Origin of the sequence: Thiocapsa marina 5811, assembly GCF_000223985.1 — a bacterium.
Taxonomy (GTDB): domain Bacteria; phylum Pseudomonadota; class Gammaproteobacteria; order Chromatiales; family Chromatiaceae; genus Thiocapsa; species Thiocapsa marina.
This window is the reverse complement of sequence record NZ_AFWV01000008.1, coordinates 220241-244771: the sequence shown is the minus strand read 5'-3', so window position 1 is coordinate 244771 and position 24531 is coordinate 220241. Positions and strand designations below refer to the sequence as shown.

The window sequence follows — 24531 nt, the reverse complement described above, 5'->3', positions numbered from 1 at the left end:
CCACGCGAGCCCGGGGCAACGCCCCGGGACCACGACCCCCCATCCGAAGCCCTGAAGGGGCGACCCAACGCTTTGATGTGTCGAACTTCGGCGCGCGTTTCGGGAAAGGGCCGAACGGTGCAAAACGCTCAGCCCCGGCAGCATCTTTAAACCTAGATCCGGCAGTTGAACGGCCCCTGGAGTGCGTCCCGCGTGGTGTCCGGCAAGGCGCGACGAGGCGTCGTAGTGGTTCTACGACAACGAGTTGCAACGCAGTCGGGCGCCGCGCGGGGCGTGCTCCAGGGGTCGTAGCGGCCATCACCCAACAGGTGACGCGTCATTTGGCTAATCTCCTCAACGCCGTCAAACCCTTGCATGTGGTACGAAGCGGTCAACTGCCGGATCTAGGTTAAACCGCCCTTTCAAGGCTGAAGGGTCTTGGTTGATTGAAACCCGGGGCGCGGCCCCGGGCTGACATCGGTCGCGCCGTTGGCGCTCGACACAAACCGCCGAAACGCGGCTCGCCACGCTCGCCCTCGATGGTTTTAGGTGTTTGATGCTTGAGGCCCTCCGCCCAATCGTGGATTCGGCGCGTAGCTGAACCTCCCTACACGTCACGAGGCGTCAAGATGCAGGCGCCGTCCTTGCAGCGGCGCTTCAATCGCCAGTCCGCGAATCGCGCGTAGCCCCAATCGAGCGGCCTGACTAAGCGCAGACCCTCCACCAAGGTCGCGAGACGACGGTAGCCCGGAAGTCGACGCCAGATCGCGACGAAGGCCGGAACGCCCGTCAGGATCCTGCCATCGGTCTCTTTGGCGTGGATGCGGCGCATGGCGTCCGTGCGGTCGATCCCGGCCTCGGCCAATGCGCCGCCGTCATCCGTAATGTCGACCCAGTGGATCGATCCCGCCTTGTCGATCCGCCGGTAATGGGCAATCTCTTTGCTGCACAGCGGGCAGCCGCCGTCGAAATAGGCCGTGAATGCGGTCATGGTTGTGTTTCGTCGATGTCCGGGATGATTCTCAGGATGGTACGGAGATGGATCCGCACGCGCGATCGCTCAACCCCATTGCTCGACGCGTAGCCCCTCTAAACCGCGTCCAGAGCGACATGCGTAGTTTTCATCGTTCATTTAGCTTCGGAGATATCCTTGATCCCAGTGAGACGCGGTTTAGAATTTAAGATTTTGAATACTTTAAACTGCGCCGGCTCCGACAGTCGTCGGAGCCGGCGCGGCCAAGCCATCCACCAAATTACGCATACCGCACCGGGCGCGGTTTAACCGCAGACACGCTCGGAGGTTGTCGGTCACCGGGGTTGCATCGAGACTCATGGCAGGGTCAGCACGCCGCGCACGGTGCCGTCGGCGGCTATACTCGACCTCCGGCAAAAAACGACAGGATCGCCCCCCTTGAACGAGCCCGCCGCCCGGCTGCGCACACTCCTCGATCGTGGCGACATGCTCGTCATGCCCTGCTGTTTCGATGCCCTGTCGGCGCGGTTGATCGAGCAGGCAGGGTTCCCGCTGACCTTCATGAGCGGTTTCGCGGTCTCGGCGAGCCGCCTCGCACTGCCCGACACCGGGCTGATCTCGGTGTCCGAAATGCTCGACCAGGGACGCGCCATCTGCGATGCGGTGCGGATCCCGGTCATCGGCGACGGCGACACGGGCCACGGCAATCCGGCCAACGTTCGGCGCACCGTCGATCAGTATGCCCGCGCCGGCTTCGCGGGGGTCATGATCGAGGATCAGGTCATGCCGAAGCGGTGCGGTCACACCGGCGTGAAGGAGGTGGTCGATCTCAGCGAGGCCATCCGCCGCGTACGGGCTGCCGTGGATGCGCGCGACGCAGGCGCGGGCACCCTGATCGTCGCGCGCACCGATGCACGCGCCGCGCTCGGCCTGGAGGAGGCCCTGCGTCGGATGCAGGCGTTCGCCGACGCGGGCGCCGACATCCTCTTTCTCGAAGCACCCCGCGACGCCGCCGAGATGCGCCGCTTCTGCACCGAGATCCCCGGCATCAAGATGGCCAATATGCTCGAAGAGGGCATCACCCCCATCCTCCCGCCGAGCGAGCTCGCGGAGATCGGCTACCGCATCGCCGCCTACCCGCTGACCCTGTTGAGCGCCGCCGTCTTCGCCATACGCGAGGCCCTCGCCGAGCTGGCCGCCGGACGCACACCGACGCGCAGAGTCGACTTCGGCACACTGCGGGAGCTGGTCGGATTCGATGCCTACGACGATCTGCTGAAGCGCTACTGAGACGCCGAACGGGCAGTCAATACCGCAGCGGCGGCAGCCGACCCGAGCGTCGGAGTCGACCCACCTCCCCGAGATCTCTGCCGGGCACAGGGGCATTCGCCGAGGAGAACCGGAAACGCATACGCTCGACCCTTGCATTCGCGCGCGAAGGTCGCCGTTGATTCCCGTTGCCTTCACGAAGGTTATCGCAGTACGTTCGCGATTGTCCAAAGCGCGCGCAACACCGCGCGCCTATAGCCCGATACCGGCGAGGTCAAGTCAGATGAGAAAGGGCAGCACGTGATCGAGTCACTGGAATGGGCACTCTTGGTGGTCGCCGGTTTGGTTCTGTCGAGCGTTCTCCTCAGTCCGCTCGCAATCCGTCTCGGCGCGCCGATCCTCCTGATCTTCCTCGGGATCGGCATGCTCGTCGGTCAGGACGGGCCGGGGGGATACGCATTCGACGACTTCGATCTCGCCTACCAAGTCGGCAGCATCGCACTGGCGGTGATCCTGTTCGCGGGTGGTTTGGGTACCCGGGTTCGCGATATCCGCGTCTGCTGGGGTCCGGCGCTGACGCTCGCGACGCTCGGCGTGTTGATCACCGCTGCCGTGGTCGGCGTGTCGGTCTGGCTGCTGGGGGTTTCCTTGTTGGTGGCCCTCTTGCTCGGCGCCGTCGTCGGATCGACGGACGCGGCGGCGACCTTCCTGCTGCTGCAGGGGCGCGGAATCAAGCTCAAAGGTCGGGTCATGGAAACGATCGTGGTCGAGTCCGGCCTCAACGATCCGATGGCGATCTTCCTGACCATCGTTTTGGTGGCCTTCGTCGATGCCGGAGCGGCCGAGCTCTCGTGGGAGGTCGGCGGCACCTTCGCGCTGCAGCTGGGGATGGGGGCGCTCGCGGGACTTCTCGGGGGACTGATCCTCGCCTGGCTGATCAACCGCCTCGAGCTGGCGAGCGGGCTCTTTGCCGTATTGGCCTTGTCCGGGGCCATGGCCCTGTTCGGCGGCACCCAGTTGATCGGCGGCAGCGGTTATCTCGCGGTGTATCTCTGCGGGGTAGTCCTGATGGATCGCATGAGCGGGCTGCGCCGGGAAGAGCTCGATATCACGCACGGGAGCCTTGCGTGGCTCAGTCAGATCCTGATGTTCCTCATGCTCGGCCTATTGGTCACGCCGCATCAGTTTACCGGCGGGATCATGCACGCCGCGGGGGTGGCGTTTATCCTCATTTTCATCGCGCGCCCGCTCGCCGTGGCCATCAGTCTGGCACCGTTCAAATTCAGTCTCGAAGAGCGTCTCTTTATCGCTTGGGTGGGCTTGCGCGGTGCCGTCCCCATTTTCTTGGCGATCATCCCGGTCATGAGTCCCGGCCCCGTCGATGTGAACTTCTTCAATGTGGTCTTCATGGTGGTCATCGCCTCGCTCCTTCTGCAGGGCTGGACCATCCCTTGGCTGGCACGGCGACTTGATCTCGAGGTCGAGCCGCATGCGTCCGCACCATGATCCACGGTGGACTCCCGAAAGGGTCGATGCGCGTCGTCGCCTTGCTCCATGACGCGATCGCGTCTGCGGCGCCGGAAGCACGTCTTGCGGCGGCAAGACGGCGCGACTATTCTTTTGCCCCATTCCATCGAGGGTTTTCGACAGACCCGACACCGCTCGAGCTCGTTCGAGGCTGCTCCAGAATCGCAGGAAGTTGCTTGATATCGATGTAACGACAACCGCCCGTTCGCGGGTTTTTCGAATTCCAACTCAGGTTAAGGATCGAGTCGACATGTCAAAAGTGTTCAAAAACTGGGTCGAAACCAAGCTCTCGGATACGCGTGCACTGCCGCACAAAAGCCTGGCGAAATCCTTCAAGCGGCTCGGCTGGACCGGATTCTGGATTCAGGTTTTGGTCGGCGTCATCCCGCTCGTTCTCATGCTCTACAGCTTCGTATTCGCGCAATCGGTGACGGGGCCACGCGCAGGACTGCCGATCGTCGAGTATCTGACGCTCGGAAGCTTGGCGATGATGATCTTTACCACCTTTTGGTTTTTTCGGTACACGCGTATCGCCGACGAGATTAAAGGACCGGGCACCTCCCCGACGGAGACGGAGCTTGCAGGAAGCGTGTGGATCGGTCTCTTGGCGAGCAGCCTGGCGATCTTCTTCACCATCACGGTGATGTTCGTCGAGGTTGCACACCTGCTCTTCTACTTCCTGGCCGCGCCGCAAGGCGGTGTCCCCGTCATTCAAACGACCGGGGCAGGTCCGGCGAGCTGGGTGTCGGCCGTCGATATGCTCAGCCTCATGTCCATGGTCCTCACGCTTCTGGCCGAGCTGGTCGTCATGGTGTTTAGTCTCTGGCTGCTGTTCCGAGTGACCGAAGGCTCGCCCGAATACGGCGGGGGCAAGGTCGTCGTCTAAACCGGGTCCCTCCGCTCGGTCATCCCGCCGCGTCGCGCGCCGCGCCGACGCGGCGGTGTCCTCAGCCTTCTTCTCGGACGCCGATGACCGATCTGTCCGACTCCGAGGACCTCCGGGCGCCGGTCGATGCGCATCGGCCGGCGCCCGCCGGGGCATCCGATCCCGATCCCGCCCGATCCGGCACCACCGCCGCGCGCGCCTCGCATCCGACTCGGCGGCCGCGCCCCTTTCGCATCCCGAACCCGCGACCTTTTGCCGGGTTTCCCCTCGTCATCCTGTTGCTCCTGCTCTGGCTGGCAACCACCCAGTCCGGGCTCCGCACCCTTTTCGATCTGGTCGCCGAGCTGGTCCCGGACCGTTTTCAAGTCGGTCGGGTTGAAGGGCGACTATTGGGTCGAATCCTCGTCGCCGACCTCTCGATCCAGTTGCCCGCCTTCGCGATCCACATCGGCCGCATCGACCTCGCATGGTCGCCCCTGCGGGCGTTCGGCGGAACCTTGGCGATCGCCGAGATGCATGCGTCCGATGTCGATCTGGTCGCGCGCGATCGCGTACGCGACTCCGAGGACCCCATCGACCTGCCCGATCTTCTCTTGCCGCTATCCCTCGACCTGGCCTCAGCACGCATCGAGCGCCTGCGGATCTTCGCGCCGGACAACGGCCAGCCCGTGACCGCCGTCGAACGAGCCGAGCTCTCCGGGCGGCTCGAAGACGGCCTGCTGTCCATCGACCGCGTCGCGGTCGTCTTGGCCGAGCCCGCGTTCGAGGCCCAAGGCAGCGGAACCGCCCGGTTGACCGGCGCCTACCCGCTGGAACTTGCCTTGAACTGGGAGCTGCGGCGGATGCCGGGCGCCCGGGTGCTTGGCCACACGCATCTGGAAGGCGACCTTGCACATCTCGCTGTCCTGAGCACGGTGACCGGCTCCGCCGACCTGGATCTCGATGTCGAGATCGAGGATCCGCTTGGGCATCCACGGTGGAGCGGTACTCTCGCGCTCGTAGCCCTGGATCTTCCCGCTTTCGACGCCGATCTGCGCGACGTCGCGGTTACCGGCGCCCTTGCAATACAGGGCGACAGGGCAGCGACGGCGGTCACCGGCGAGGTCCAAGCGGAGCCCTCCGAGCCACCCGCTCTCGGACGTCTCGCCGCCTCGGCGGATCTGCTTTGGAAAGACTCCTCGGTCGAGATCCGAACCTTGGACCTGCGCCGTCTCGGCTCGCGGATGCAGCTCTCGGCAACGGGCCTGATCGAGCTGAACCCAACCCCCGGGGTTGATGCAGCCGAAGCAGGATCGGGGCCCACCGGGCCCGATACCCCGGTCTCGGCACCGGCCTGGGATCTGCACCTGAGAGGCACGGCCGTGAACCCTGCCGAATTGCACGCCGCGTTCGTCACGGATGCCGATTCCGAGCGTTGGTCGGGCCTCCTCGATCTGCAGCTCGCGAGCCGCGGCCGCCTCACCGAAACAGGCCCCGTGTTGACGGCGGCGCTGGAAGGGCTGAGCGGCGAGTTGCGCGGCTATCCGGTTTCGGCGACGGGGGACTTCCGGCTCGCGGACGGCCGAATGAGCGTCGATGGCTTTCGCGCCCGATCCGGACCGAGCACATTGCGCATCGACGGCGCCTTGGATCGGTCGCTCGATCTGCGCTTCGCGCTGGACTCGCCCGACCTGGCGAGCCTCTATCCGGGCGCGGCGGGGCGGGTGCAAGCATCCGGATCGGTCTCCGGCACCACGGGCTCGCCGCGCATACGGATCGAGCTGAGCGCCGGAGACGTGCGGCTCGCCGGACTCGGCATGGCGCGTCTTTCAGCATGCGCCGACCTGGATCTCGCCCCCGACGGACCTCTGGAGATGCGCTTGGACGGAGAGGGCCTTTTGATCGAGAACCGGCCTTGGGAGCGTCTCTCGATTCGGGCCGAAGGCAGCCGAGCGGACCACCGGCTCGGCCTTGCCCTTGCGGGCGATCCGCTCGCCGTCGACTTGACCCTAACGGGCGGTCTCGCGGAAACAGACCGCTATCGCGGACGGGTCACGCAGCTGCGCTTGGAGAGCCGGGATTTCGAGACGTGGAGCATGCGACAGGCGAGTCCGATCGATGTCGCCTGGCCGACCTTCGCCGCCGGACCCGTCGTGCCTCGGGCACGAGCGTGGATCCGCCGGTTGTCTCGAGATCGCGCGGGACGCGAGCACGGCCGTGACGGTGGCGCTCACTCTCGATCGACTCGATCTCGATCTGCTCGAGCCCCTGTTGCCGAAGGGGCTCTCGCTGGACGGTCGCGCGAGGCTCGACGGGCGCTTCGTCGCTGCCGGGACAGGCTTGGAAGGACGTGCGACGGCCGACCTACCCGCCGGTCGATTGCGTCTCGCCTCCGCTCGCGGTCGGGATCAGCTCTTCGAGTTTTCGGGCACGAGACTCGATGTCGATGCCATACCCGGCAACCTGCGCAGCCGGCTGGTCGTACCGCTGAAAGGATTGGGCCAAGGCGATGTCGATCTCGAATTGACGGGCTGGCGGCTCGACGATCCGCTCCGCCCCGCGCAACCGGTGAGCGGTCGGCTCCGGGCGCAATTCGATGGATTGGAGCGGTTTACAGACCCAATCCCGCAACTGGCCCGCTCGAGAGGCACGCTCGGCGCGGATATCGCCCTCGGCGGCACGCTCGCCCAACCCGGTGTTCGCGGCGAGGTCCGGGTCGAGCGCGGAGGATTCAACATCCCGCTGGTCGGCCTGGATGTGGCGAACCTGACCCTTTCGGCGAACGCCGCTTCGGCAGAGCGGATTCGACTGTCGGGCAGTGCGGACGTCGGCGGCGAACGTCTGGAGATCGCCGGCGAGGGGGGATTCGGTCCCGATGGCCCGAGTGCCCGGATTCGGGCGACCGGGGAGCGCCTCGTCCTGATCGACACGAGCGAATATTTCGTCAGGGTCTCGCCGAGGCTCGATCTGGACGCGACGGCCGAGGGCGCTCGGGTGCGCGGCGAGATCCTCGTCCCCGAGGCGCGGATCAACCCACGCGCGCTTCCCGAGGGTACGCTGAGACCCTCGAACGACGTCGTCATCAAGGGGGCAGACGGTCCGCCGCGCTATCCGATCGACCTCGCGATCGGGCTGCGTGTCGGCGAGGGGGTGACCCTGGATGCCTTCGGTTTGTCCGGACGACTCGCGGGCAACATCAACCTGATCCAAACGCCCGGCCGCGACCTGTCGGGCGACGGGCAGTTGCAGATCCTCGACGGCCGGTACCGGATTCCGACCGGTTTCGGACCGACCGCGAATCTGGTTGCACCCTTGACGATTTCACGCGGTCAGTTGATCTGGGTCCGAAACCCGATCCGGAATCCCGGGCTGCTCTTTCTCGCCGAACGCGGAGGCGGCAGGAGAGTCGCGAACGTCCGGGTCATCGGGACACTGGCCGACCCGCGATTCACCTTCTTTTCGAACACGGATCCGGCAATGAGCCAGTCGGACGTGATCACCTTCCTGATCACCGGAATCGCACCCGGCGGCGCCGATGCAGACCAGAGCGCCGCGCTCGCCTTCGGCCGATACATCGCACCCGGCACCTTCCTCGAGTACGAGACCGGACTCGGCGATGCCCGGAATCGATTCAGGCTGCGCCACGACCTCACCGACCGCATTCAGCTCGAAGCCCAGAGCGGTCGGCGTCCGAGTGTCGATCTATTTTGGACCTTCGAGCCGGCAAGGCCCGATAAACGTGAGACCGAATCGGCGCCGGGCGATGCGACCGACGGCGAATGACCTGCGCCATCGGAGCGACGCTCGGACCGCCGAGAACCGAGGAAGCCGATGCGGCGCGGATCGCCCGCGCCGTCCGGCCGCCGAGACGGATCAGCTCGTTCCTTCGAGAAACGCCTTGAGGCTTTCCTCCTGATCCTTCTCCAACGAGGTCTGCAGCACCTTGCCTTTGCCTTTGAACTCCGCGAGCCCGTCAAGGACCTTATCAGCCGTGACCTTGCGCACCAGGATGAAGACCGCCGAGCAGCCGGGTTGGAAGTTCTGCGCCAATCCCTTCATGAAGTCGTCGTTGATGCCGATATCCGAAAACTTGCCGGACAATGCGCCGGCTCCGGCCCCGACCGCCGCGCCGAGGAGCGGATTGAGAAACACCAAACCGATCAACATGCCCCAGAAGCCACCGCCGACCGCGCCGACCGCGGAGAGATTCACGGCCTGGTGGAGCTTCACCTTACCTGCGTTGTCCTTTGTCACGACGACCACGTCTTCCATGTCGATGAGGTAGGCCTTCTGCATCTTGGCGAGCTGCGCACGCAACTCGAAGGCCAGATGCTCCTCTGGGAACGAAACGACGATCAGATCACTCATGACGGTGTCCTCGGAATGGGTTCGCTGCGGCGCGGACGCGTTGCGCGCCCGCACCGGAACACTACAGATTGCCCTTCTTGTGCTCGTCGACGAGATAGCCTCCGAGCGCCCCGACACCGGCACCGATCAGCGCGCCTGCTCCGGCCTGGGCACTGAAAGCCCCGATCGCGGCGCCGGTCGCGAGACCGAGTGCGGTGCCGGTTCCGACACGGGCACCCGTGGTGTTTCCGCAGCCGGAGAGCGCAACGGCAGCAACAAGGGTCAAAGGGATCGCGATCGTTTTCAAGTTGGTCTCTCCTGATTTCAGTATCAACACCCCGAGAACGGGCAGTTTCCTTCAAGGTCAAGCGGTCGGACACGCATCCTCGGACGCCTCGAACGGATCGCGCGAGGCACCCGGTCAACCCCGCAGGCCAACAGGATCGGCCGGCGACGCTGGTTACGTCGCCGCAGCGCCACACCCCGGCACGGCTTGTCCACCGACGGGCTTCGGCGTATCTTCAGACGGTCGCAAGCGCATCCCGTCGTGGTAGTTTCCGACCCTTTCGAGCTGGATTCCGGCTTCGCGATCATAGCTCAGATTCTCTGTCGGGAGGGCGACGATGCGGGCCGGACAGGCGCGCTAGGCATCCGACGCACCCGTCGCGGGCGGCGATCGTGCCCGCCTATTGCCGCGAATCCGCGCAAACGCCGTTCGATGCGATCCGGTAGCCGGGGACATCGCGCTCTTCGTGAGCGTCCGCGACGCCTCGGAGGCCCGCGCTTTCCTTCAACACCGACTATCGCGCCGAACGCGGAGGCGTCTTATGCTTGCGAGGGCCGCCCGAACACTGAAACTGGTCGCACAGCTCATCGCCGTGAGCGCATTGACCTTCCTCGCCGTGCGCACCTACGACGCCTACCAAAGTGCACCGCTCGCCCCGTGGCACACCTTCACCCCGGACGAAATGGTCGCCGAGGAGCTCGACGGTGCCGACTGGGCGGCGTATTCGGAGCGGGAGCGACTGATTTTCGATCAGGTGCGCGCACAGGTCACCGACAGGCTTGCACCGCAGGAGCGCATCCTCTCCAACCGCTACTTCGAAGGCAGCCCGCTCTATCCGGGACGCTTCGTCCGAGACTGGAACCGCTCCTATATCCTCGAGCCGGACGGCGAGCCACGGGGCGCGGTCGTCCTGCTCCACGGTTTGACCGACTCCCCCTACAGTCTGCGGCACATCGGCCGACACTATTCCGAATCCGGCTATGTCGTGATCGGGATCCGCCTGCCCGGACACGGGACCGTCCCGGCCGGGCTGACGACCGTGCACTGGGAGGATTGGTCGGCCGCGACACGCTTGGCCGTGCGCGAGGCCCTGCGCCGAATCGGGCCTACCGCCCCTCTGCATCTGGTGGGATTCTCCAACGGCGGGGCGCTTGCGATGAAGTATGTCCTCGATGCCGTCGAGGATCCCTCGATGCGGCAAGCGGATCGGGTCATCCTGATCACGCCGATGATCGGAATCACGGAGATGGCCCGATTCGCGGGATTCGCCGGCTTGCCTGCAATCTTTCCGGCGTTCGCGAGTGCGGCTTGGCTCGGCATCATCCCCGAGTTCAATCCTTTTAAATACAACTCCTTTCCGGTGAACGGGGCACGCCAGTCGTCGCTCCTCACACGCGCGCTGCAACCGCGCCTCGCCCGCTATGCGCGCGAGGCGCGTCTCGACGCCCTGCCCCCGATCATCACCTTCCAGTCGGTGGTCGATTTCACCGTCAGCACACGTGCCATCGTCACCAGCCTCTACGCACAGCTCCCTCAAAACGGCAGCGAGCTGGTGCTCTTCGATATCAACCGCAACACCAAGTTCGGGCCGCTGATCCGACCGGGCACCGAGACGGCGCTCGAGCGACTGCTCCCGCCGACGCCGCGCCCCTACAAGACAACCGTCATCGCCAACGCCGACCCGGACAGCAGCGATGTCGTCGAGCGCGTGGTCGACGCGGGCGCGACCACGGAGCGGGTCAGAGCGTTGGGATTGACCTATCCGCGCGAGGTCTTCTCGCTCTCGCATGTCGCGCTGCCGTTTCCGATCGACGATTCGCTTTACGGTCTCGAGCCGAACGAAAACGAGGATTTCGGTGCCAACCTCGGGGCGTTGGCCATCCGCGGCGAGCGCGGGGTCTTGGTCATGAGTCTGGACTCGCTGGTGCGTCTGTCCTGGAATCCCTTCTTCCCCTATCTGATCGAGCGCATCGAAGACGGGATCGCCGATGCGCCGCTCGGCGAAACCGGCGCGGCGGACGCAGTACAGGGCGTCGATACGCCATCACCCTGAAAGGAGCAGCTGCCTCCCCGGACGCCGAGCCGCATGTTCTTCCGCCACCGCGGGCCATTGTGTTCAGGGATTGACCGCCCTATTTTGAATCTTGTCCAAATCATGAACAACCGGATGAGGTTTCGAGATGCGACTGTTCCTCCTGCTCCCGATGCTCGGGGCTCTCCTGCTGCCCGCCGCGGCTTCCGCCGACTGCGCCCCGGCCCTCGACTTCGAGATGCGTCGCCTCGCCGGCAACGAGACGGTGCGGCTTTGCGACGCCTATCAAGGCAAGGTGATCCTTGCGGTAAACACCGCGAGCAAATGCGGCTTCACCGGCCAGTACGAGGGCCTCGAGGCCCTCAACCGTGAATATCGCGAGCGCGGGCTGGTGGTGCTGGGCTTCCCGTCCAACGACTTCGCCAATCAAGAGCCCGGCACCGAGGAACAGATCCAAGAGTTCTGCCGCTTGACCTATTCGGTCGAGTTCCCGATGTTCGAGAAGGTTAAGGTCCGCAAAGGAGCGGCGGCACCCTTCTTCGATCAACTGGCCGCAGAAACGGGGGTTTACCCCGAGTGGAACTTCTACAAGTACCTGATCGACCGAGACGGCAAGGTCGTCGAGGTCTTCCCCAGCCGCACCGGCCCGGAGAGCGAGAAGATGATGCAGGCCATCGAACGCCTGCTCTGACCGCCATCGAGCGCAAGGCCGTACTCGAAACAACCCGGCCGGCCGGGTGGACGAGCGAAAGCGAAGTCCACCCTCCAACCGGCGTCGGCATCGTTAGACCACCTCAAGCGCGTCTGCGCCGCCGGGATCCGCTCGCCGCTCCGGCTTCAGTTGCCGTTTCCGGAGCCAAACCGGTCGCGCGCCATGGCCGCGGCATCCTCGATCCCCTGCTGTGCGCGATCGATCAGCGCCTTGCCTTGGTCGATCATCGCCTGCTTGACCGCTCTTGCGAGTGCGGGCCTGGAGAGCGACTCGCCGTCGAGCGTCATGGTCTCCGGAGAGGTCGAATAGACGGATAAGGGGTCGCTCAGCGTCAACGCCGTGTCCTCGACCGCGTTGTAGCGATAGTGACAGGTCGCCTGCCGAGGCCGGCCCTCGCCGCCGGACTCGAACCCCAGCACGACCGTGAGGCCCGAATGACCGCCGGCCCGGGTCTCCACGGCGGTCCAGCGCAGCGCGCTCGGCGAGGCAACCTGCGTTGCCGTCAAACTCTTGCAGAAGCTCACGCGCACGTCCTCGCGCGAGCCCGAGCAGCTCGCGACCACAAGAGATGTTGTCGCGAGAGCGATGCCGGTTCGCAGCAGAACCGTCGTGCGTTTGGTCATGGTGATACCTCCTCGGGAGTGGTCGGGGGCTGCCGCATTGTCCTGATGATGCCTTGCGAGCCCCTCGGAGGGCCATTATGCTGCACCGCACACCGCCGGGGAATTCGAGACCCACGCCCCGGTCTCGCAACCCGCTTGAATGGAGCAACGCCGATGGACTTCTCGACCCGGCATCGCTTGACGCTCGCCGACGGCCCGGTCGTCTATCGGAAGGTTGCCGACGGCAAACCGCCGCTCCTGCTGATCCACGGCTGGGGCGGCTCTTCGCGACACTGGCAGGAAACCCCGGAACACCTCTCCGACATCCGCGATCTCTATGCACTGGATCTCCCGGGCCACGGGGACACCCCCGCACGCCCCGGCGCGACCGGACCCGAGGCACTGGCCCGCTTGGTCATCGACTTCGCCGACGGCCTGGGCCTGGATCGTTTCGACCTGAACGGCCATTCTTGGGGTGCTGCGGTCGCGATCCTGGTCGCGGCAAACTGGCCCGAGCGGGTCGATCGACTCGTCCTGACCAGCTTGGGCATGGCCCGAAACGCCCTCGAGCGTTTCGCTTTGACCCAGGCCTACCATCAGATGCATCTCTCCCTCTCGCTCTGGCGGCCCTGGCTGGCGATGTCCCGGCCCTGGCTCGCCCTCTCGCGCCCGGCGCTTGACTGGTTCGGCGCACAACCGCTCGTGTATCGCGCAATCGCTGCGCACGTGCTGCGTCAGCTGCCTGCGGACGAGGAGATGGTGCGTGTCGGCGTAAGGGAGTTCTTGAGCACGGATCCGCTGAGCGCGCTCGAGTGTGCCGTCGGTGCCGGAAGCCCCGCCTTCGCGGCGGCCTTGGAGACGATGGCCGCACCGACCCTGATCGTGAACGCCGATGCGGATGCCGTCATGCCGTCGTCCGGTGCGCGCGCGCTTGCGGCCCGGATCCGAAACGTCCGGGAGGCCCTGCTCGATGACTGCGGCCACCTGCCGATGATCGAGCAACCCGAGGCCTATCACCGGGTGGTGCGCGAATTCCTGACCGCCACATCGCTCGACCTGCGATCGGGCGAGCAACCCGACACCCGATGATTCGCTTGGCGCGCGCGGCATACGGGCCCTGCGCGACCCCGCCTTAGAGGTGATGGTATAGCTTGGACAACTGACGGTCCGCCTGCCGCTGTTTGATGAGCTGCGAGCGTCTGATTGTCTCGACGAGCTCGACGCAGGACGAGCCTTGCCTTGCGAGATAGTCGATCGAGAGGACGAGATTCTGGCTCACGATGATCTCGTTGCCGACGGGATCGACGAGCTTCTCGGTCGTGAAATCCACCGGCTCGCCGTCGTGATATTTGTCCGCAAGCACCAGGAGCAGCTGCTGTTTCTGGGCTTGCGACAGGTGCGGAAAGGTTCGGTTGAAGTAGAAGAGACCCTGGCGCGCGAAGTGGAGCTCGCTCTTGACCTTATAGCTGTGCCATTGCTGCCGATACACGAGGAGTAGATCGGTCAGCTCGTTCGGACCCTTGATCCGGTGCTGAGGCTTGCCGAAACACCGAACGAAAGCCCCCGGCGAGCAGCCGAATGTCAGGTCGTCGCAGCAGCAGATCTGTCGACGCGAGCTAACCGACGAGCGTAAGGCCGACAACGAGCAGAGGTTGAAATAGGCCGCAAGATTCTCGTACTTATCTTTGAGCTGTTCGCTGAAATAGCCGCCGCGACCGTATCTGTGGTAGCCGATCAGTCGGCCCAACACCTCTGGAATCATAGCCCTGGAGTCCGAAACGCGCCGACCTGCAGCACACCGAGGCCCGTTAGCGTAGCGGAACAGCGCAGGAAAAGCACTTCCCGCCCCACACTCACACGCTGCGCGCTCGGCGCTGCCGGTCTGGCGCAGCGATAGCCCGTGGACAGACCGGGTCAGGGCTCGGAGACGTCCGCGCCGCTCCCGTAGACCCGAACGCAATCACGTCCCGCGGATTTGGCGGCATAGAGCGCTTGGTCGGCACGATCGACGAGAGCATCGAGATGGTCGACACCGTCCTCGAGCACCGCGACACCGATGCTCGCCGTCATCGGGATCGCCCCCTCCGTCGTGTCGATAGCGCTCCCGCGCAGTGCCAGCCGGAGTCGCTCGGCGAGCCGTTCGGCCTCTCGGGCGCTGGTCTCCGGGCATAGCGCGACCAGCTCCTCGCCCCCGTATCGGGCCAGGATGTCCGACACGCGAACCGCGCGCAGCCGTTCGGCAATGGCCTTGAGGACTTGATCACCGACACCGTGTCCGTAGGTGTCGTTGACCCGCTTGAAGTGATCGATGTCGAGCATGATCACCGCGATCGGCTTGGAATACCGCTTGGCACGGGCAAACTCGATCTCTGCAAGCTCTGAAAAACGACGGCGGTTGAGCAGCTCCGTCAGGGGATCCATATCGGCGAGGGCCCGCACTTGCTCGAACAGGCTGGCATTGATATCGCGCTCTCGGCGCAGGTTCTGCTCGGTCTCCTGAAGCTTCACGAAGGTGCGGGCGTTGGAGATCGCCAAACCGCAAAGGTTGGAGATCGCCAGGCCGAGATTCAGATATTGATCACGATAGGCAGGGAAGGGGATCTCGCGGACCAGCATCAACCCCAAGACGGCATCCTGGTAGTCGATCCGGAGAAAGAAGCCGTTTCCGGACGGCATGATCAAATAGCCCTCGTGCAGCGCATCGAGCGCCTGCTGCAGATCCAGACGGTCCTGCGGCCGCTCGTCCGCGGCGAAGATCTCCCTGACCCGCCCTTCATCCACCTGGGCGTAGACCAGGTTGGTGCACCCGAAGAGCATCGCGAAGAGCTCCTGAATCGCCGCGATCGTGGCCTCCTCGTCGGTGATATGCGACAGGCGAACCAGCAGGTCGAAGGCCATGGCGTAATCGGCGACCTTGCGGTTGGCCTGGGCCAGGACCTCTTTCGTCTTTGCCTCCGCGGCGAGATGACGCCACTTGGCGACGGCACCCGAGAGGAAGAGCCTCAGATAGTCCAATCCGACATAGCGGCTGCGGCACGGGACACCCAGATACCGGGCCATGGCCTCCAGCTCCTCGACGGCACGGGTGTCGTTGCCCGTATCCAGGAGCAGAAGCTCACGCGTACATTCACGGAAAAACTGCCCCGCCGTCTCCCGATCGAAACCCATCACGCGCAAGTGCTCGCGCCACTGCTTGATCCAACCGGCCGTGACGAGATAGGCACCGGCCTGCATCTCGGGCTCCAAGACATCGGGACCGGCCAAGAGGTGAACGCAGTGATCGAGCTTCACCAAATGGACGCGGGGATCCGGCGGCGCAGCCTGCGTCTCGCCATCGCACCCGAGGAGCACCAAAGCACCGTCGTAACCCTCGGGCGGCGGGGTCACGCGTGCCTCCGCGAGGTCGCATCGTCCGCGACGCAGGGTGCAGATGGCCGGGTAAGCCTGGACGCGTACACCCTCCTCGCCGAGGCCTGCCAGCGCGGTCTCGACATCGCTTCGAAAATGGCTGCAAACCCTCAGACACAGCATATCCGCCACGGTCAGCTCCGAGGGCCCTTCGGCGGCGAGGAGCTTGCCTGCTCGCGAGGGACGGCGAGCGGATAGGTCCCCCAGCGATGGACCGCCTCCGAGATGGCCAGCAGGGTGTCTTCCGGAACCTGGTAGGGGATCTCGCCGTGGTTGTCCGACAGGATGAATCCGCCGCCGTGTCCGGCCGCGGCAATCGCCGCCTTGACCTGCGCCTCGGCCTGCTCCGGGGTCCACCGACGCATCTCAACACCGTTGAGGTTTCCGAGCAAGGAGACCTTGCCGGCCGCAGCTTGCTTGAGCGCGGCGAGATCGTCGAGCATGCTCACGCCGATGACCGCCGCGCCGGTGGGGGGAAGATCGTCCAGAATCGGCATGCAGCGGCCGGAGGCGAAATGCAACGCCACCGGCCCCTTGATCCCGGCCAGGGTGCGCATCGCGACCTGAAGTCCGGTCCGGCGAAAGTGCTCGGGCGAGACGATGGTCGAGGAGGAAACCGGGTCGAAATAGCAGATGGCCGTAGCACCCGCAGCCAACTGGGCGTTCGCCCATTCGATACAAAAGGCCTCGTTCAGACGCATCAGGTGCTCGAACAGGTCCGGCTGCTCGAACATGAGGTTGAGGTACGCCTCGAACCCCATCTGCATCACCGGCAACGAGAACGGCGACATGACTACGCCGATGATGGGGGCCTCGTCGCCCACAGCGGCCTTGAGGCCGCTGATGGTCTCCAACACCTTGAGCAAGCAGGGACAATCGGCGACCCGTGGCGGCTCGAGCGTGCGGATCCGCTCCGGTGTCCGAATGATGGGAGGACCGGCATTGGGCGGGCCGTCGTCGGTGTAGAAGACATCGCCGCCCCATGCCTCGGTCTCGACCGAAGCGTAGAAGAATGGGTAGAGGCAATCGTTGCGATATTTGCCGCGCAGACGCAGCTGACCTTCGATCACGTACTCCGGCCGCGAGAAGTAGGTCTCGAGGGAGAGCCCGAGCTCTCGGGCGCCGTGCATGGTGAGCAACAGGAACAGCGGAACCCGATCCGGCTCCCGATGGCCAAGCGTGGTCAGGACGCGTTCGAGGGAGGTCATGGGGCGGGCGCTCATGCGCGATGCTCCTTCGGCAAACGATCAAGGAGCTCGCGCACCACGGCGACGCCCTCGGCTGCGGTGCCCGCCATGGCGTCCGCGCCGACCTCCCGCCACAGCTCGGTGTCGAAACGAAAAGGCGCGCCGCCCACCAGGATGAACGGATGTGAACCGGCCCGGCCCAGCGCCTCCCGAACCCTTTTGATATGCAGCGCGGAGGGGAGCATCAAGACCGAGATCAACAGCACGACAATGCCGTCGCGAACAACCCGACCGACCAGGGCATCGGCGTCGACCGTGCCGTAATCCTTCAGCTCGTAGCCGCTGGCGCGCATGACCGAGTACACCATACGCTTTCCAAGCAGGTGATAGTCGTCGAGCACCGCGATCGCCATCGGCGGCTGATCCACTCGACGCGGATCGGACGGCGGGAGGATCGCGTCGACCATCTCCTCGCACATTCGACCGCTCATATAGACCTGCGACAGCGAGACCTCGCCGCGCTCCCACAGGTCCCCGATGCGCTCGAGGGACGGCACGACCAAGCGCTCGACGACATCGAGCCGGACATCCGCCGAGGCCGGCCCGCCGAGCGCGCGCTTCGCCATGACGCGGTCCATCGCCAGCAGTGCATTGAGGAAGGTCTCGACGGGATCAGCGCTTGTCATTGTTGCTTCTTAAACCGCACCCGGTGCCGTATGCGTTGCTTGTTGGATTGGCTTGGCCGCGCCGGCTCCGACAACTGTCGGAGCCGGCGCGGTTTAACATATTCAAAAATATTAAAATCTAAACCGCGTCACGACGAAGGTCGGAAAAATCCTCGAGCCCGACACAACATGAAAACGACGCATGTCACTCTGGACGCGGTTGAGACCGTTGAAGGCTTACGGACGGGCATCAAACGACGACTCCCCCGCACGAGACATCGGTCATCTTAAAGGGATTCATCAGACTTTTTATGGGTAATATTACCGGAGATCGATCTTCGTCCCCCTTGACTGACCCGCGCGGCCCCGCGCGAGCTTGGATGTACCGAGCGCAGGCAAGCCACCTACCGCGAAAATCATTGCGCCTTGTCAGGGAAAAGGCGCCATATCTGAACTAATCTGCTAGACCGTAAACGGGCGGGCGGCAGCGGTAGCGCATGTCCGGACCACGACCGGGCGCAGACCCGGCCTCAGCTCACCATCCGGAGCCACATCATGCGAGCCTCGATCGGCGCCGTCGCCGGCTTTCTTCTGATCGCACTCTTCAGCGTCAACGCCGGCGCGCGGGATACCTGGCCGACACCGCCGGCAGCCGCTGTTCCGCCGCCCCAGGTCTCGGGCCCGCTGCAAGGCGGCACCGCCGATCACACCAAATTCGACCAGCTCAAGGGGCCGTTCAGCTCCGGGCCGGAGGTCACCGTCGCCTGTCTCGGCTGCCACACCGAGGCCGGCGATCACTTCATGCAAAACATCCACTGGACCTGGTCCTACACCAACGAGGAGACCGGCCAGCAGCTCGGCAAGCGCTATCTGATCAACAACTTCTGCACCAATTCGCGCGGCAATGAAGGCATGTGTGCCCAGTGCCACGCCGGCTACGGGTGGAAGGACGAGAGCTTCGACTTCACCGACGAGACCAACATCGACTGTCTGGTCTGTCACGAGACCACCGGCACCTATTACAAGACGCCGAACAACGCCGGCAATGCCGCCTGCTCGGTCATGTTCGAGGGCAAACCCCCGATCGATCTCGCCGCGGTCGCGCAGAGCGTGACGCTCCCGCAACGGGCCAACTGCGGGGCCTGCCACTTCAACGGCGGCGGCGGCGACAACGTCAAGCACGGCGACCTCTCCTCGGCCTTGAAGAGCCCGCCGAGGACACTCGACGTCCACATGGGTGTCGACGGTCTGAACTTCGCCTGCACGGCCTGCCACATCACCAACCGCCATGTCTGGGCCGGCAGCCGCTACCAAGTCGTCTCCAAGGATACCGAGGGCACGGGCAAGCCGGGCCAACGCTCCGACGTGGCCACCTGCGAATCCTGTCACGGTCTCTCGCCGCATCCGGTGGACTCGCTCGCGGGCTTCAAGCTCAACGATCATGTACAAAGCATCGCCTGCCAGACCTGCCACATCCCCGAGATCGCACGCGGCGGGGTCGCCACCGTGGTCGATTGGGATTGGCGCACCGCCGGCAAGACCAAAGACGGCGAAGGCTATCACGAGGAAGGCTACATCCAGGGCAACGGCAACCACCGTTACACCTACAAGTCGATCAAGGGCAATTTCACCTACGACGAGGAATTCCCGCCGGCATACGGATGGTTCGATGGCCAGATGCTCTACACCACCATCGACACCCAATTCGATCCGCAAGCCGAGTCCATCGAGATCAACGGATTCACCGGCTCGCGCGAGGATCCGAAATCCCGGATCTGGCCGTTCAAGCGCATGCACACCTGGCAGCCCTACGACAAGGGCAACGGCACACTGGTCTATGCCCATCTGTGGGGCGAGGACGATGCCGCCTATTGGGGCAACTACGACATGGGCAAATCCATCGCCAAAGGCATGGCCGATTTCGGACTGCCCTATTCAGGCGAGTTCGGCTTTATCCAGACCATCTCCTGGTGGCCGATCACCCATATGGTCGCACCCAAAGAGCAGGCGCTGGGTTGCGGTGACTGTCATACGCCGCAGGACAGCCGCCTTCAGTTCGTCGAGGGTGTCTACATGCCGGGCCGAGACCATAACCGTTGGCTCGACATCATCGGCACACTTCTGGTCGCCGGCACCTTGGGCGGCATCCTCATCCACGGCCTGGTTCGCTTCTTCTCGCCGTCCCATGGCTCCAAGGGAGAGCACCACTGATGGCCACACGCCGCGTCAAGATCTTCAGCCTGTTCGAGCGCTTCTGGCACTGGTCCCAGATGCTGCTCATCGTCGCACTTCTGATCACGGGCTTCGGGCTGCACGGTTTCCATGATCTCTTTACCTTCGAAGAGGCCGTCACCCTGCATACCTCTGCTGCCTTCGCGCTGCTCTTGCTCTGGATCTTCAGTGTGTTCTGGCTCTTTACGACCCGCACCTGGCGCCACTTCATCCCCTCTGCATCGGGGATGTGGGGTGTGCTGCGCTTCTATAGCTACGGTATCTTCAAGGGCGAGCGCCATCCCTACCGCAAGGCCTATTGGCGCAAACACAACCCTTTGCAGGCGTTGGCCTATCTCATGCTGAAGATCGTGCTCTTCCCGGCGATCTGGATCTCGGGACTCGCCTACCTCTTCTATTTCGCGTGGCGCGACGTGCCCCACGCCACGCAATGGCTCAACGGCGTCGCCGTGGTGCATACGGCAGCCGCCTTCATGATCCTCGCGTTCGTGCTCATCCATGTCTACATGCTGACCATCGGCCACTCCTTCCGCGAGCATGTGATGCCGATGATCAACGGCTTCGACGAGGTGGATCTCACGCCGGAAGAAGAGGCCTATCTAAGCAAGGATCAACCGGGGGACATCCGCTGATCCATCGGCAGCCAGACCCGGACCGAGAGCCCGCCTTTGCTTGCGCGCTCGAAATCGAGCGCTCCGCCGTAGGCATCCACCACATCCCGGGCGATCGCGAGTCCGAGGCCGCTGCCTTCTCTGCGCTCGTCGAGCCGCAAGCCGCGCTCGCCGAGCCTCGGCGTCTGCTCTGCCGGTACGCCGGGACCGTCGTCTTCGATGCAGATCTCGATTCGATCGCCGGCAGTGACTCGGATGTCCACCTCGTTTCGCGCCCATTTGGCCGCGTTCTCGAGCAGATTTCCCAGTAACTCCAGCAGATCGTCGGCGATGACCGCGGCACCGGCCTGCGCCGGTGCGACCAGCTGCCAGTCCAGCCGCGCGCCCTCCGGGGTGCGTTGCAGCGTGCGCAGGAGCCGGTGAATGGTCTCGACCACGTCGGCATGGGCCGGCGGCTGGACGCCGGCGCCTGAACGCAGCCGGGCGCGGACCAGCTCGCGCTCGACCCGCCGCCGCATGCCCATCGCCAGGTGCTCCAGGTCATCGGCCAGCGGTGCGTTGCCATCCTCGCGCAGACGCTGCGCATCGGCCACCAACGCCCCGAGCGGGGTTTTGAGTCCGTGAGCGAGATCCGCGGTCCAGGCCCGTGCCCGCTCGATCGCCTGCTCACGGGCCTCCAACAGGGCGTTGACCTCGCCGACCAGCGGCATGACCTCGTCCGGGTAGGCTTCGCCGAGGCGCCGCGTCCCGCCGGCGCGAATCTCCCCGAGACCGCGTCGCACCGCGTCGAGCGGTGCGAGACCGGTCTGAATCTGGACGAAGGCCGCCAGCGCCAGGACCAGCCCGATGAGGGCAAGATAGGGCAGCATGTCGGCCGCGAAGGCGTCCCGCGCCGTGATCAGCTCCGCTCGATCGACGCCCACCATGAGACGCAAGGCGGCGAGACCGTCAGTCGCCTGCAAGCGAATCCGGCGCTCGCGGACCAATAGGGCCCCCCCGTCGGGACCCATGACCTCGTGGGCGTGGACGCTGCCCGGATCCAGGTCGTCGTCGGTCAGCTCCACCAGGTGATCCCAGAGCGAGCGCGAGCGCAGCAGACCCTGCCGGGCGGGACCATCGATCTGCCAATAGAGCCCGCTCAAGGGCTGTTCGAAACGGGGATCGGCCGGCTCGCGGGCAAGTTGGATCTCCCCCTCCTGCGTGATCGTCACCGCCGCGGCGAGCTGGTTGAGCTGCGCCCGCAGCTCCTCGCCGATACGACGCTCGACATGGCGCTCGAAGAGGGTCAAGAGGCCGAGGCCCGAGACCGCCAGGGCCAACGTGATCGAGAGCGCGGCGCCGATCCAGAGACGAGCGCGCAGCGAGCGGCGGGTCATGTTAAAACCCGTCCCGCGCAACTCGTCGGGTTCCGGCACGCGTAGGGTGTGGTGAGGTACGAACCGCACCGTGCGTCGACTCGTCGGGTTCCGGCCCGCGTAGGGTGCGGTGAGGTACGAACCGCACCGTGCGTCGACCGGAGCGTCAATCGGTGCGGTTCGTACCTCACCGCACCCTACACCGCTGTTCGGACAGGGCGCGTCGGGGTGACGCAAACAGGTTCAATCATCGGCGACCTCCTCGATCAAGTACCCGAACCCACGCCGTGTCTGAATCAGATCCACCCCGAGCTTGCGGCGCACCCGCCCGACCAGGACCTCCACGGCATTGGACTCGCGCTCGAAGTCCTGCGCATAGAGCTGCTCCGTGAGCTCGAGCTGGGAAACGACGCGCCCGGCGTGCTGCATCAGATAGCTGACGAGGCGGTATTCCTGCGGGGAGAGGCGGACCGGGACACCCTCGACCGTGACGGCCATCCGTCGGGTGTCGAGTACAACCGGGCCGTTGACGAGCACCGCGCTGGCCTGCCCGGCGGAACGGCGGACCAGGGCCCGCAGACGCGCCAGCAGCTCCTCCATCCGGAAGGGCTTGGGGAGATAGTCGTCGGCGCCGGCGTCGATACCCTCGACCCGTTCATGCCAGTCGCCCCGCGCGGTCAGGATCAGCACCGGAAACCGCTGCCCGTTCGCCCGCCATTTGCGCAGGATCGAGAGCCCGTCCATGCTCGGCAGCCCCAGATCCAGGATTGCCGCCGCATAGCTCTCGGTATCGCCCTTAAACCAGGCGACCTCGCCGTCGGCCTCGTGATCCACGACAAAACCCGCGCCCGTCAGCGCGGCGACCAAGCCTTCGGCAAGCCGCTCGTCGTCCTCGACCAGGAGCAGGCGCATCAGTCCTCCTCCACCGCGAGGATCTCGGCCGTCGGCCCGTCGACCATCACCTCCAGCACTCGCCCGTCGGGCGCGATCAGCTTGATCTCGTAGACCCAGCGCCTCTCGCCGAGCCACGTCTCACGCTCGAGCTCGACCTCGATGACCTCTCCGGGAACCGCGTCCGCAACTCCCCGCAGGATCTCTGCGATCGGTCGGACCTCGCCCTGCTGGAAGGCGTTGCGGGCACGGTCGTGATCATGGCGCGCCTCGCCCGCTCCCGCATGTCCGGGCGGATTGGCGAGAGACAGGGTCGGGGCCATCGCGGACGCCACGAGGGCGGCCAAGAGTCGACGACGATACGGCTGGGTGTGCATGGCAGCCATTATGGACCGAACCAAGCTGACCGTTTGCTGACAAGGGCGCACAGGATTTCGTCAGTGTCGCCCCCGTAATCTGCACCCAACCGCGACAGGCTCGACAGGCAACGCGCTCCTCCGCAGTCGACCTCGCGGTCGGCCGGGGCGGCTTCGGAGCCGCTGCAGCGGTCGCGGTTCAGATTCAATCGACAACGGAGAACATGCAGATGACGACAAACACTATCGCCGCCTCGGCGACCCCTCGATCCGGGGCTGCCGAGATCGACCCCACGACACGCGTCCGTGTCTGGGATCCTTTGGTCCGGGTTTTTCATTGGGCGCTGGTCGGCGGTTTCGCCACGGCCTTCATCGTCGAGGACGACCTTCTCGGCGTCCATGTCTGGGCCGGCTATCTGGTGTTGAGCCTGATCGCCGTTCGCCTGGTCTGGGGTGTGATCGGCACCCGTCACGCCCGTTTCAGCGATTTCGTGCGCAAGCCGAGCGACGTCCTGACCTATGTTCGAGACGCCCTGAGGCTGCGCGCACCGCGCTACCTGGGACACAACCCGGCCGGCGGCGCCATGGTGATCGCCCTGATGATCGCGGTCGCGCTCACTGGACTGAGCGGGCTCGCGGTCTACGGCACCGAGGAGCTTTCGGGTCCGCTGGCCCCGCTGATGAGCAGCTTGCCGGGATCCTGGGGCCATCTCTTCGAGGAGATCCACGAGGTCATGGCCAATCTCACGCTCGTACTCATCGTCGCCCATGTGGCCGGCGTCATCTTCTCGAGCCTCTCGCATCGGGAAAACCTGATCGGCGGCATGATCACCGGCTTCAAGCGGAGGGACGTCGCATGAAACCCGAGATGAAAGCGACTCTTGCCATTCTGATCCTCGCGTCCACGGCCCTGTCACTCCCGACCGCGACCTTCGCCGCCGACCCGACGGCGGGCGCTGCGGGTTGGACCAAGGAATACCCGCAAGCCGATGGCTCGCCGGCGCGCAGTTGCGTCACCTGCCACGGCCGCGACCTGACCAAACCCGGCCGGCACGCAGTGACCAACAAGGTCATCGAACCCTTGGCGCCCTCGGTGAATCCTCAGCGGCTCACGGATCAGGCAAAGGTCGAGAAGTGGCTGCTGCGCAACTGCCGCTGGACCCTCGGGCGCGAATGCACCGCCGCGGAAAAAGCCGATTTCGTCAGCTACATCCAGACTCAATAACCAGGAGAT

The 24531-nt window shown here is 65.0% G+C and carries 23 protein-coding genes; 11 read left to right on the top strand and 12 right to left on the bottom strand.

Features of this window, described 5'->3' with window-relative positions:
• Positions 1–586 precede the first annotated feature (586 nt).
• A complete protein-coding gene (locus THIMADRAFT_RS13360; protein ID WP_007193582.1) occupies positions 587–970 on the bottom strand; it encodes a thiol-disulfide oxidoreductase DCC family protein in 384 nt (127 codons plus the stop codon).
• A 420-nt stretch (positions 971–1390) separates the two neighbouring features.
• On the opposite strand from THIMADRAFT_RS13360, the gene THIMADRAFT_RS13355 reads away from it, so the two are divergent.
• The 3 genes from THIMADRAFT_RS13355 (at position 1391) to THIMADRAFT_RS13345 (ending at position 4634) form a co-directional block, all read left to right on the top strand.
• Positions 1391–2242 (top strand): isocitrate lyase/PEP mutase family protein, encoded by an 852-nt coding sequence (locus THIMADRAFT_RS13355; RefSeq protein ID WP_007193581.1) that lies wholly within the window; start codon positions 1391–1393, stop codon positions 2240–2242.
• 279 nt (positions 2243–2521) lie between these two features.
• A complete protein-coding gene (locus THIMADRAFT_RS13350; protein ID WP_007193580.1) occupies positions 2522–3727 on the top strand; it encodes a potassium/proton antiporter in 1206 nt (401 codons plus the stop codon).
• Positions 3728–3998: 271 nt separating this feature from the next.
• Positions 3999–4634: a DUF3611 family protein gene (locus THIMADRAFT_RS13345; RefSeq protein WP_007193579.1), complete on the top strand. Its 636-nt coding sequence runs from the start codon at positions 3999–4001 to the stop codon at positions 4632–4634.
• Positions 4635–5251: 617 nt separating this feature from the next.
• Here the strand turns inward: THIMADRAFT_RS13345 and THIMADRAFT_RS26670 are convergent.
• Entirely contained in the window at positions 5252–5743 is a 492-nt protein-coding gene (locus THIMADRAFT_RS26670; RefSeq protein WP_007193578.1) for a hypothetical protein, read from the bottom strand.
• A 988-nt stretch (positions 5744–6731) separates the two neighbouring features.
• Between THIMADRAFT_RS26670 and THIMADRAFT_RS13330 the strand changes: the two genes are divergently transcribed.
• Positions 6732–8396 carry a translocation/assembly module TamB domain-containing protein gene (locus THIMADRAFT_RS13330; protein ID WP_007193577.1) on the top strand — a complete coding sequence of 555 codons (1665 nt, stop codon included), beginning with the start codon at positions 6732–6734 and terminating at the stop codon, positions 8394–8396.
• Positions 8397–8486: 90 nt separating this feature from the next.
• On the opposite strand, the gene THIMADRAFT_RS13325 is transcribed toward THIMADRAFT_RS13330, so the two are convergent.
• Together THIMADRAFT_RS13325 and THIMADRAFT_RS13320 are read right to left on the bottom strand one after the other, a co-directional pair.
• Positions 8487–8981 carry a DUF1269 domain-containing protein gene (locus THIMADRAFT_RS13325; protein WP_007193576.1) on the bottom strand — a complete coding sequence of 165 codons (495 nt, stop codon included), beginning with the start codon at positions 8979–8981 and terminating at the stop codon, positions 8487–8489.
• 61 nt (positions 8982–9042) lie between these two features.
• Entirely contained in the window at positions 9043–9267 is a 225-nt protein-coding gene (locus tag THIMADRAFT_RS13320) for a glycine zipper domain-containing protein (protein ID WP_007193575.1), read from the bottom strand.
• A 520-nt stretch (positions 9268–9787) separates the two neighbouring features.
• Here THIMADRAFT_RS13320 and THIMADRAFT_RS13315 point away from each other — a divergent pair.
• Entirely contained in the window at positions 9788–11299 is a 1512-nt protein-coding gene (locus THIMADRAFT_RS13315; protein WP_007193574.1) for an alpha/beta hydrolase, read from the top strand.
• Between the two features lie 127 nt (positions 11300–11426).
• The gene (locus THIMADRAFT_RS13310) at positions 11427–11969 is read left to right on the top strand and encodes a glutathione peroxidase (protein WP_007193573.1); all 543 of its coding nucleotides are present in this window, start codon (positions 11427–11429) and stop codon (positions 11967–11969) included.
• Between the two features lie 146 nt (positions 11970–12115).
• On the opposite strand, the gene THIMADRAFT_RS13305 is transcribed toward THIMADRAFT_RS13310, so the two are convergent.
• Positions 12116–12613 carry a hypothetical protein gene (locus THIMADRAFT_RS13305; RefSeq protein ID WP_007193572.1) on the bottom strand — a complete coding sequence of 166 codons (498 nt, stop codon included), beginning with the start codon at positions 12611–12613 and terminating at the stop codon, positions 12116–12118.
• A 153-nt stretch (positions 12614–12766) separates the two neighbouring features.
• On the opposite strand from THIMADRAFT_RS13305, the gene THIMADRAFT_RS13300 reads away from it, so the two are divergent.
• Positions 12767–13681: an alpha/beta fold hydrolase gene (locus THIMADRAFT_RS13300; RefSeq protein WP_007193571.1), complete on the top strand. Its 915-nt coding sequence runs from the start codon at positions 12767–12769 to the stop codon at positions 13679–13681.
• A 43-nt stretch (positions 13682–13724) separates the two neighbouring features.
• Here the strand turns inward: THIMADRAFT_RS13300 and THIMADRAFT_RS13295 are convergent, their stop codons facing one another.
• From THIMADRAFT_RS13295 to THIMADRAFT_RS13280, 4 genes are all read right to left on the bottom strand, one after another.
• On the bottom strand, positions 13725–14354 hold the full coding sequence (locus THIMADRAFT_RS13295; protein WP_007193570.1) for a hypothetical protein: 630 nt from the start codon (positions 14352–14354) through the stop codon (positions 13725–13727).
• 152 nt (positions 14355–14506) lie between these two features.
• Entirely contained in the window at positions 14507–16123 is a 1617-nt protein-coding gene (locus tag THIMADRAFT_RS24795; RefSeq protein WP_050799570.1) for a GGDEF domain-containing protein, read from the bottom strand.
• A gap of 11 nt (positions 16124–16134) precedes the next feature.
• Positions 16135–17223 carry a uroporphyrinogen decarboxylase family protein gene (locus tag THIMADRAFT_RS13285; RefSeq protein WP_007193568.1) on the bottom strand — a complete coding sequence of 363 codons (1089 nt, stop codon included), beginning with the start codon at positions 17221–17223 and terminating at the stop codon, positions 16135–16137.
• Positions 17220–17873 (bottom strand): cobalamin B12-binding domain-containing protein, encoded by a 654-nt coding sequence (locus THIMADRAFT_RS13280; protein ID WP_007193567.1) that lies wholly within the window; start codon positions 17871–17873, stop codon positions 17220–17222. The genes THIMADRAFT_RS13285 and THIMADRAFT_RS13280 overlap by 4 nt, the downstream gene beginning before the upstream one ends.
• A 534-nt stretch (positions 17874–18407) precedes the next feature.
• Between THIMADRAFT_RS13280 and THIMADRAFT_RS13275 the strand changes: the two genes are divergently transcribed.
• Positions 18408–20063 carry a tetrathionate reductase family octaheme c-type cytochrome gene (locus tag THIMADRAFT_RS13275; RefSeq protein ID WP_007193566.1) on the top strand — a complete coding sequence of 552 codons (1656 nt, stop codon included), beginning with the start codon at positions 18408–18410 and terminating at the stop codon, positions 20061–20063.
• Positions 20063–20716 (top strand): cytochrome b/b6 domain-containing protein, encoded by a 654-nt coding sequence (locus tag THIMADRAFT_RS13270; RefSeq protein WP_007193565.1) that lies wholly within the window; start codon positions 20063–20065, stop codon positions 20714–20716. Before THIMADRAFT_RS13275 ends, THIMADRAFT_RS13270 begins: the two co-directional genes overlap by 1 nt.
• Here the strand turns inward: THIMADRAFT_RS13270 and THIMADRAFT_RS13265 are convergent.
• The 3 genes from THIMADRAFT_RS13265 to THIMADRAFT_RS13255 form a co-directional block, all read right to left on the bottom strand.
• Positions 20695–22071 carry a sensor histidine kinase gene (locus tag THIMADRAFT_RS13265; protein ID WP_040731467.1) on the bottom strand — a complete coding sequence of 459 codons (1377 nt, stop codon included), beginning with the start codon at positions 22069–22071 and terminating at the stop codon, positions 20695–20697. The two genes, THIMADRAFT_RS13270 and THIMADRAFT_RS13265, sit on opposite strands and share 22 nt — an antisense overlap.
• A gap of 222 nt (positions 22072–22293) precedes the next feature.
• Positions 22294–22962 carry a response regulator gene (locus tag THIMADRAFT_RS13260; protein ID WP_007193563.1) on the bottom strand — a complete coding sequence of 223 codons (669 nt, stop codon included), beginning with the start codon at positions 22960–22962 and terminating at the stop codon, positions 22294–22296.
• A complete protein-coding gene (locus tag THIMADRAFT_RS13255; protein WP_007193562.1) occupies positions 22962–23327 on the bottom strand; it encodes a PepSY domain-containing protein in 366 nt (121 codons plus the stop codon). The genes THIMADRAFT_RS13260 and THIMADRAFT_RS13255 overlap by 1 nt, the downstream gene beginning before the upstream one ends.
• Positions 23328–23527: 200 nt before the next feature.
• Between THIMADRAFT_RS13255 and THIMADRAFT_RS13250 the strand changes: the two genes are divergently transcribed.
• Together THIMADRAFT_RS13250 and THIMADRAFT_RS13245 are read left to right on the top strand one after the other, a co-directional pair.
• Entirely contained in the window at positions 23528–24157 is a 630-nt protein-coding gene (locus tag THIMADRAFT_RS13250) for a cytochrome b/b6 domain-containing protein (RefSeq protein ID WP_007193561.1), read from the top strand.
• On the top strand, positions 24154–24522 hold the full coding sequence (locus THIMADRAFT_RS13245; protein ID WP_007193560.1) for a DUF1924 domain-containing protein: 369 nt from the start codon (positions 24154–24156) through the stop codon (positions 24520–24522). Before THIMADRAFT_RS13250 ends, THIMADRAFT_RS13245 begins: the two co-directional genes overlap by 4 nt.
• Positions 24523–24531: the final 9 nt, after the last annotated feature.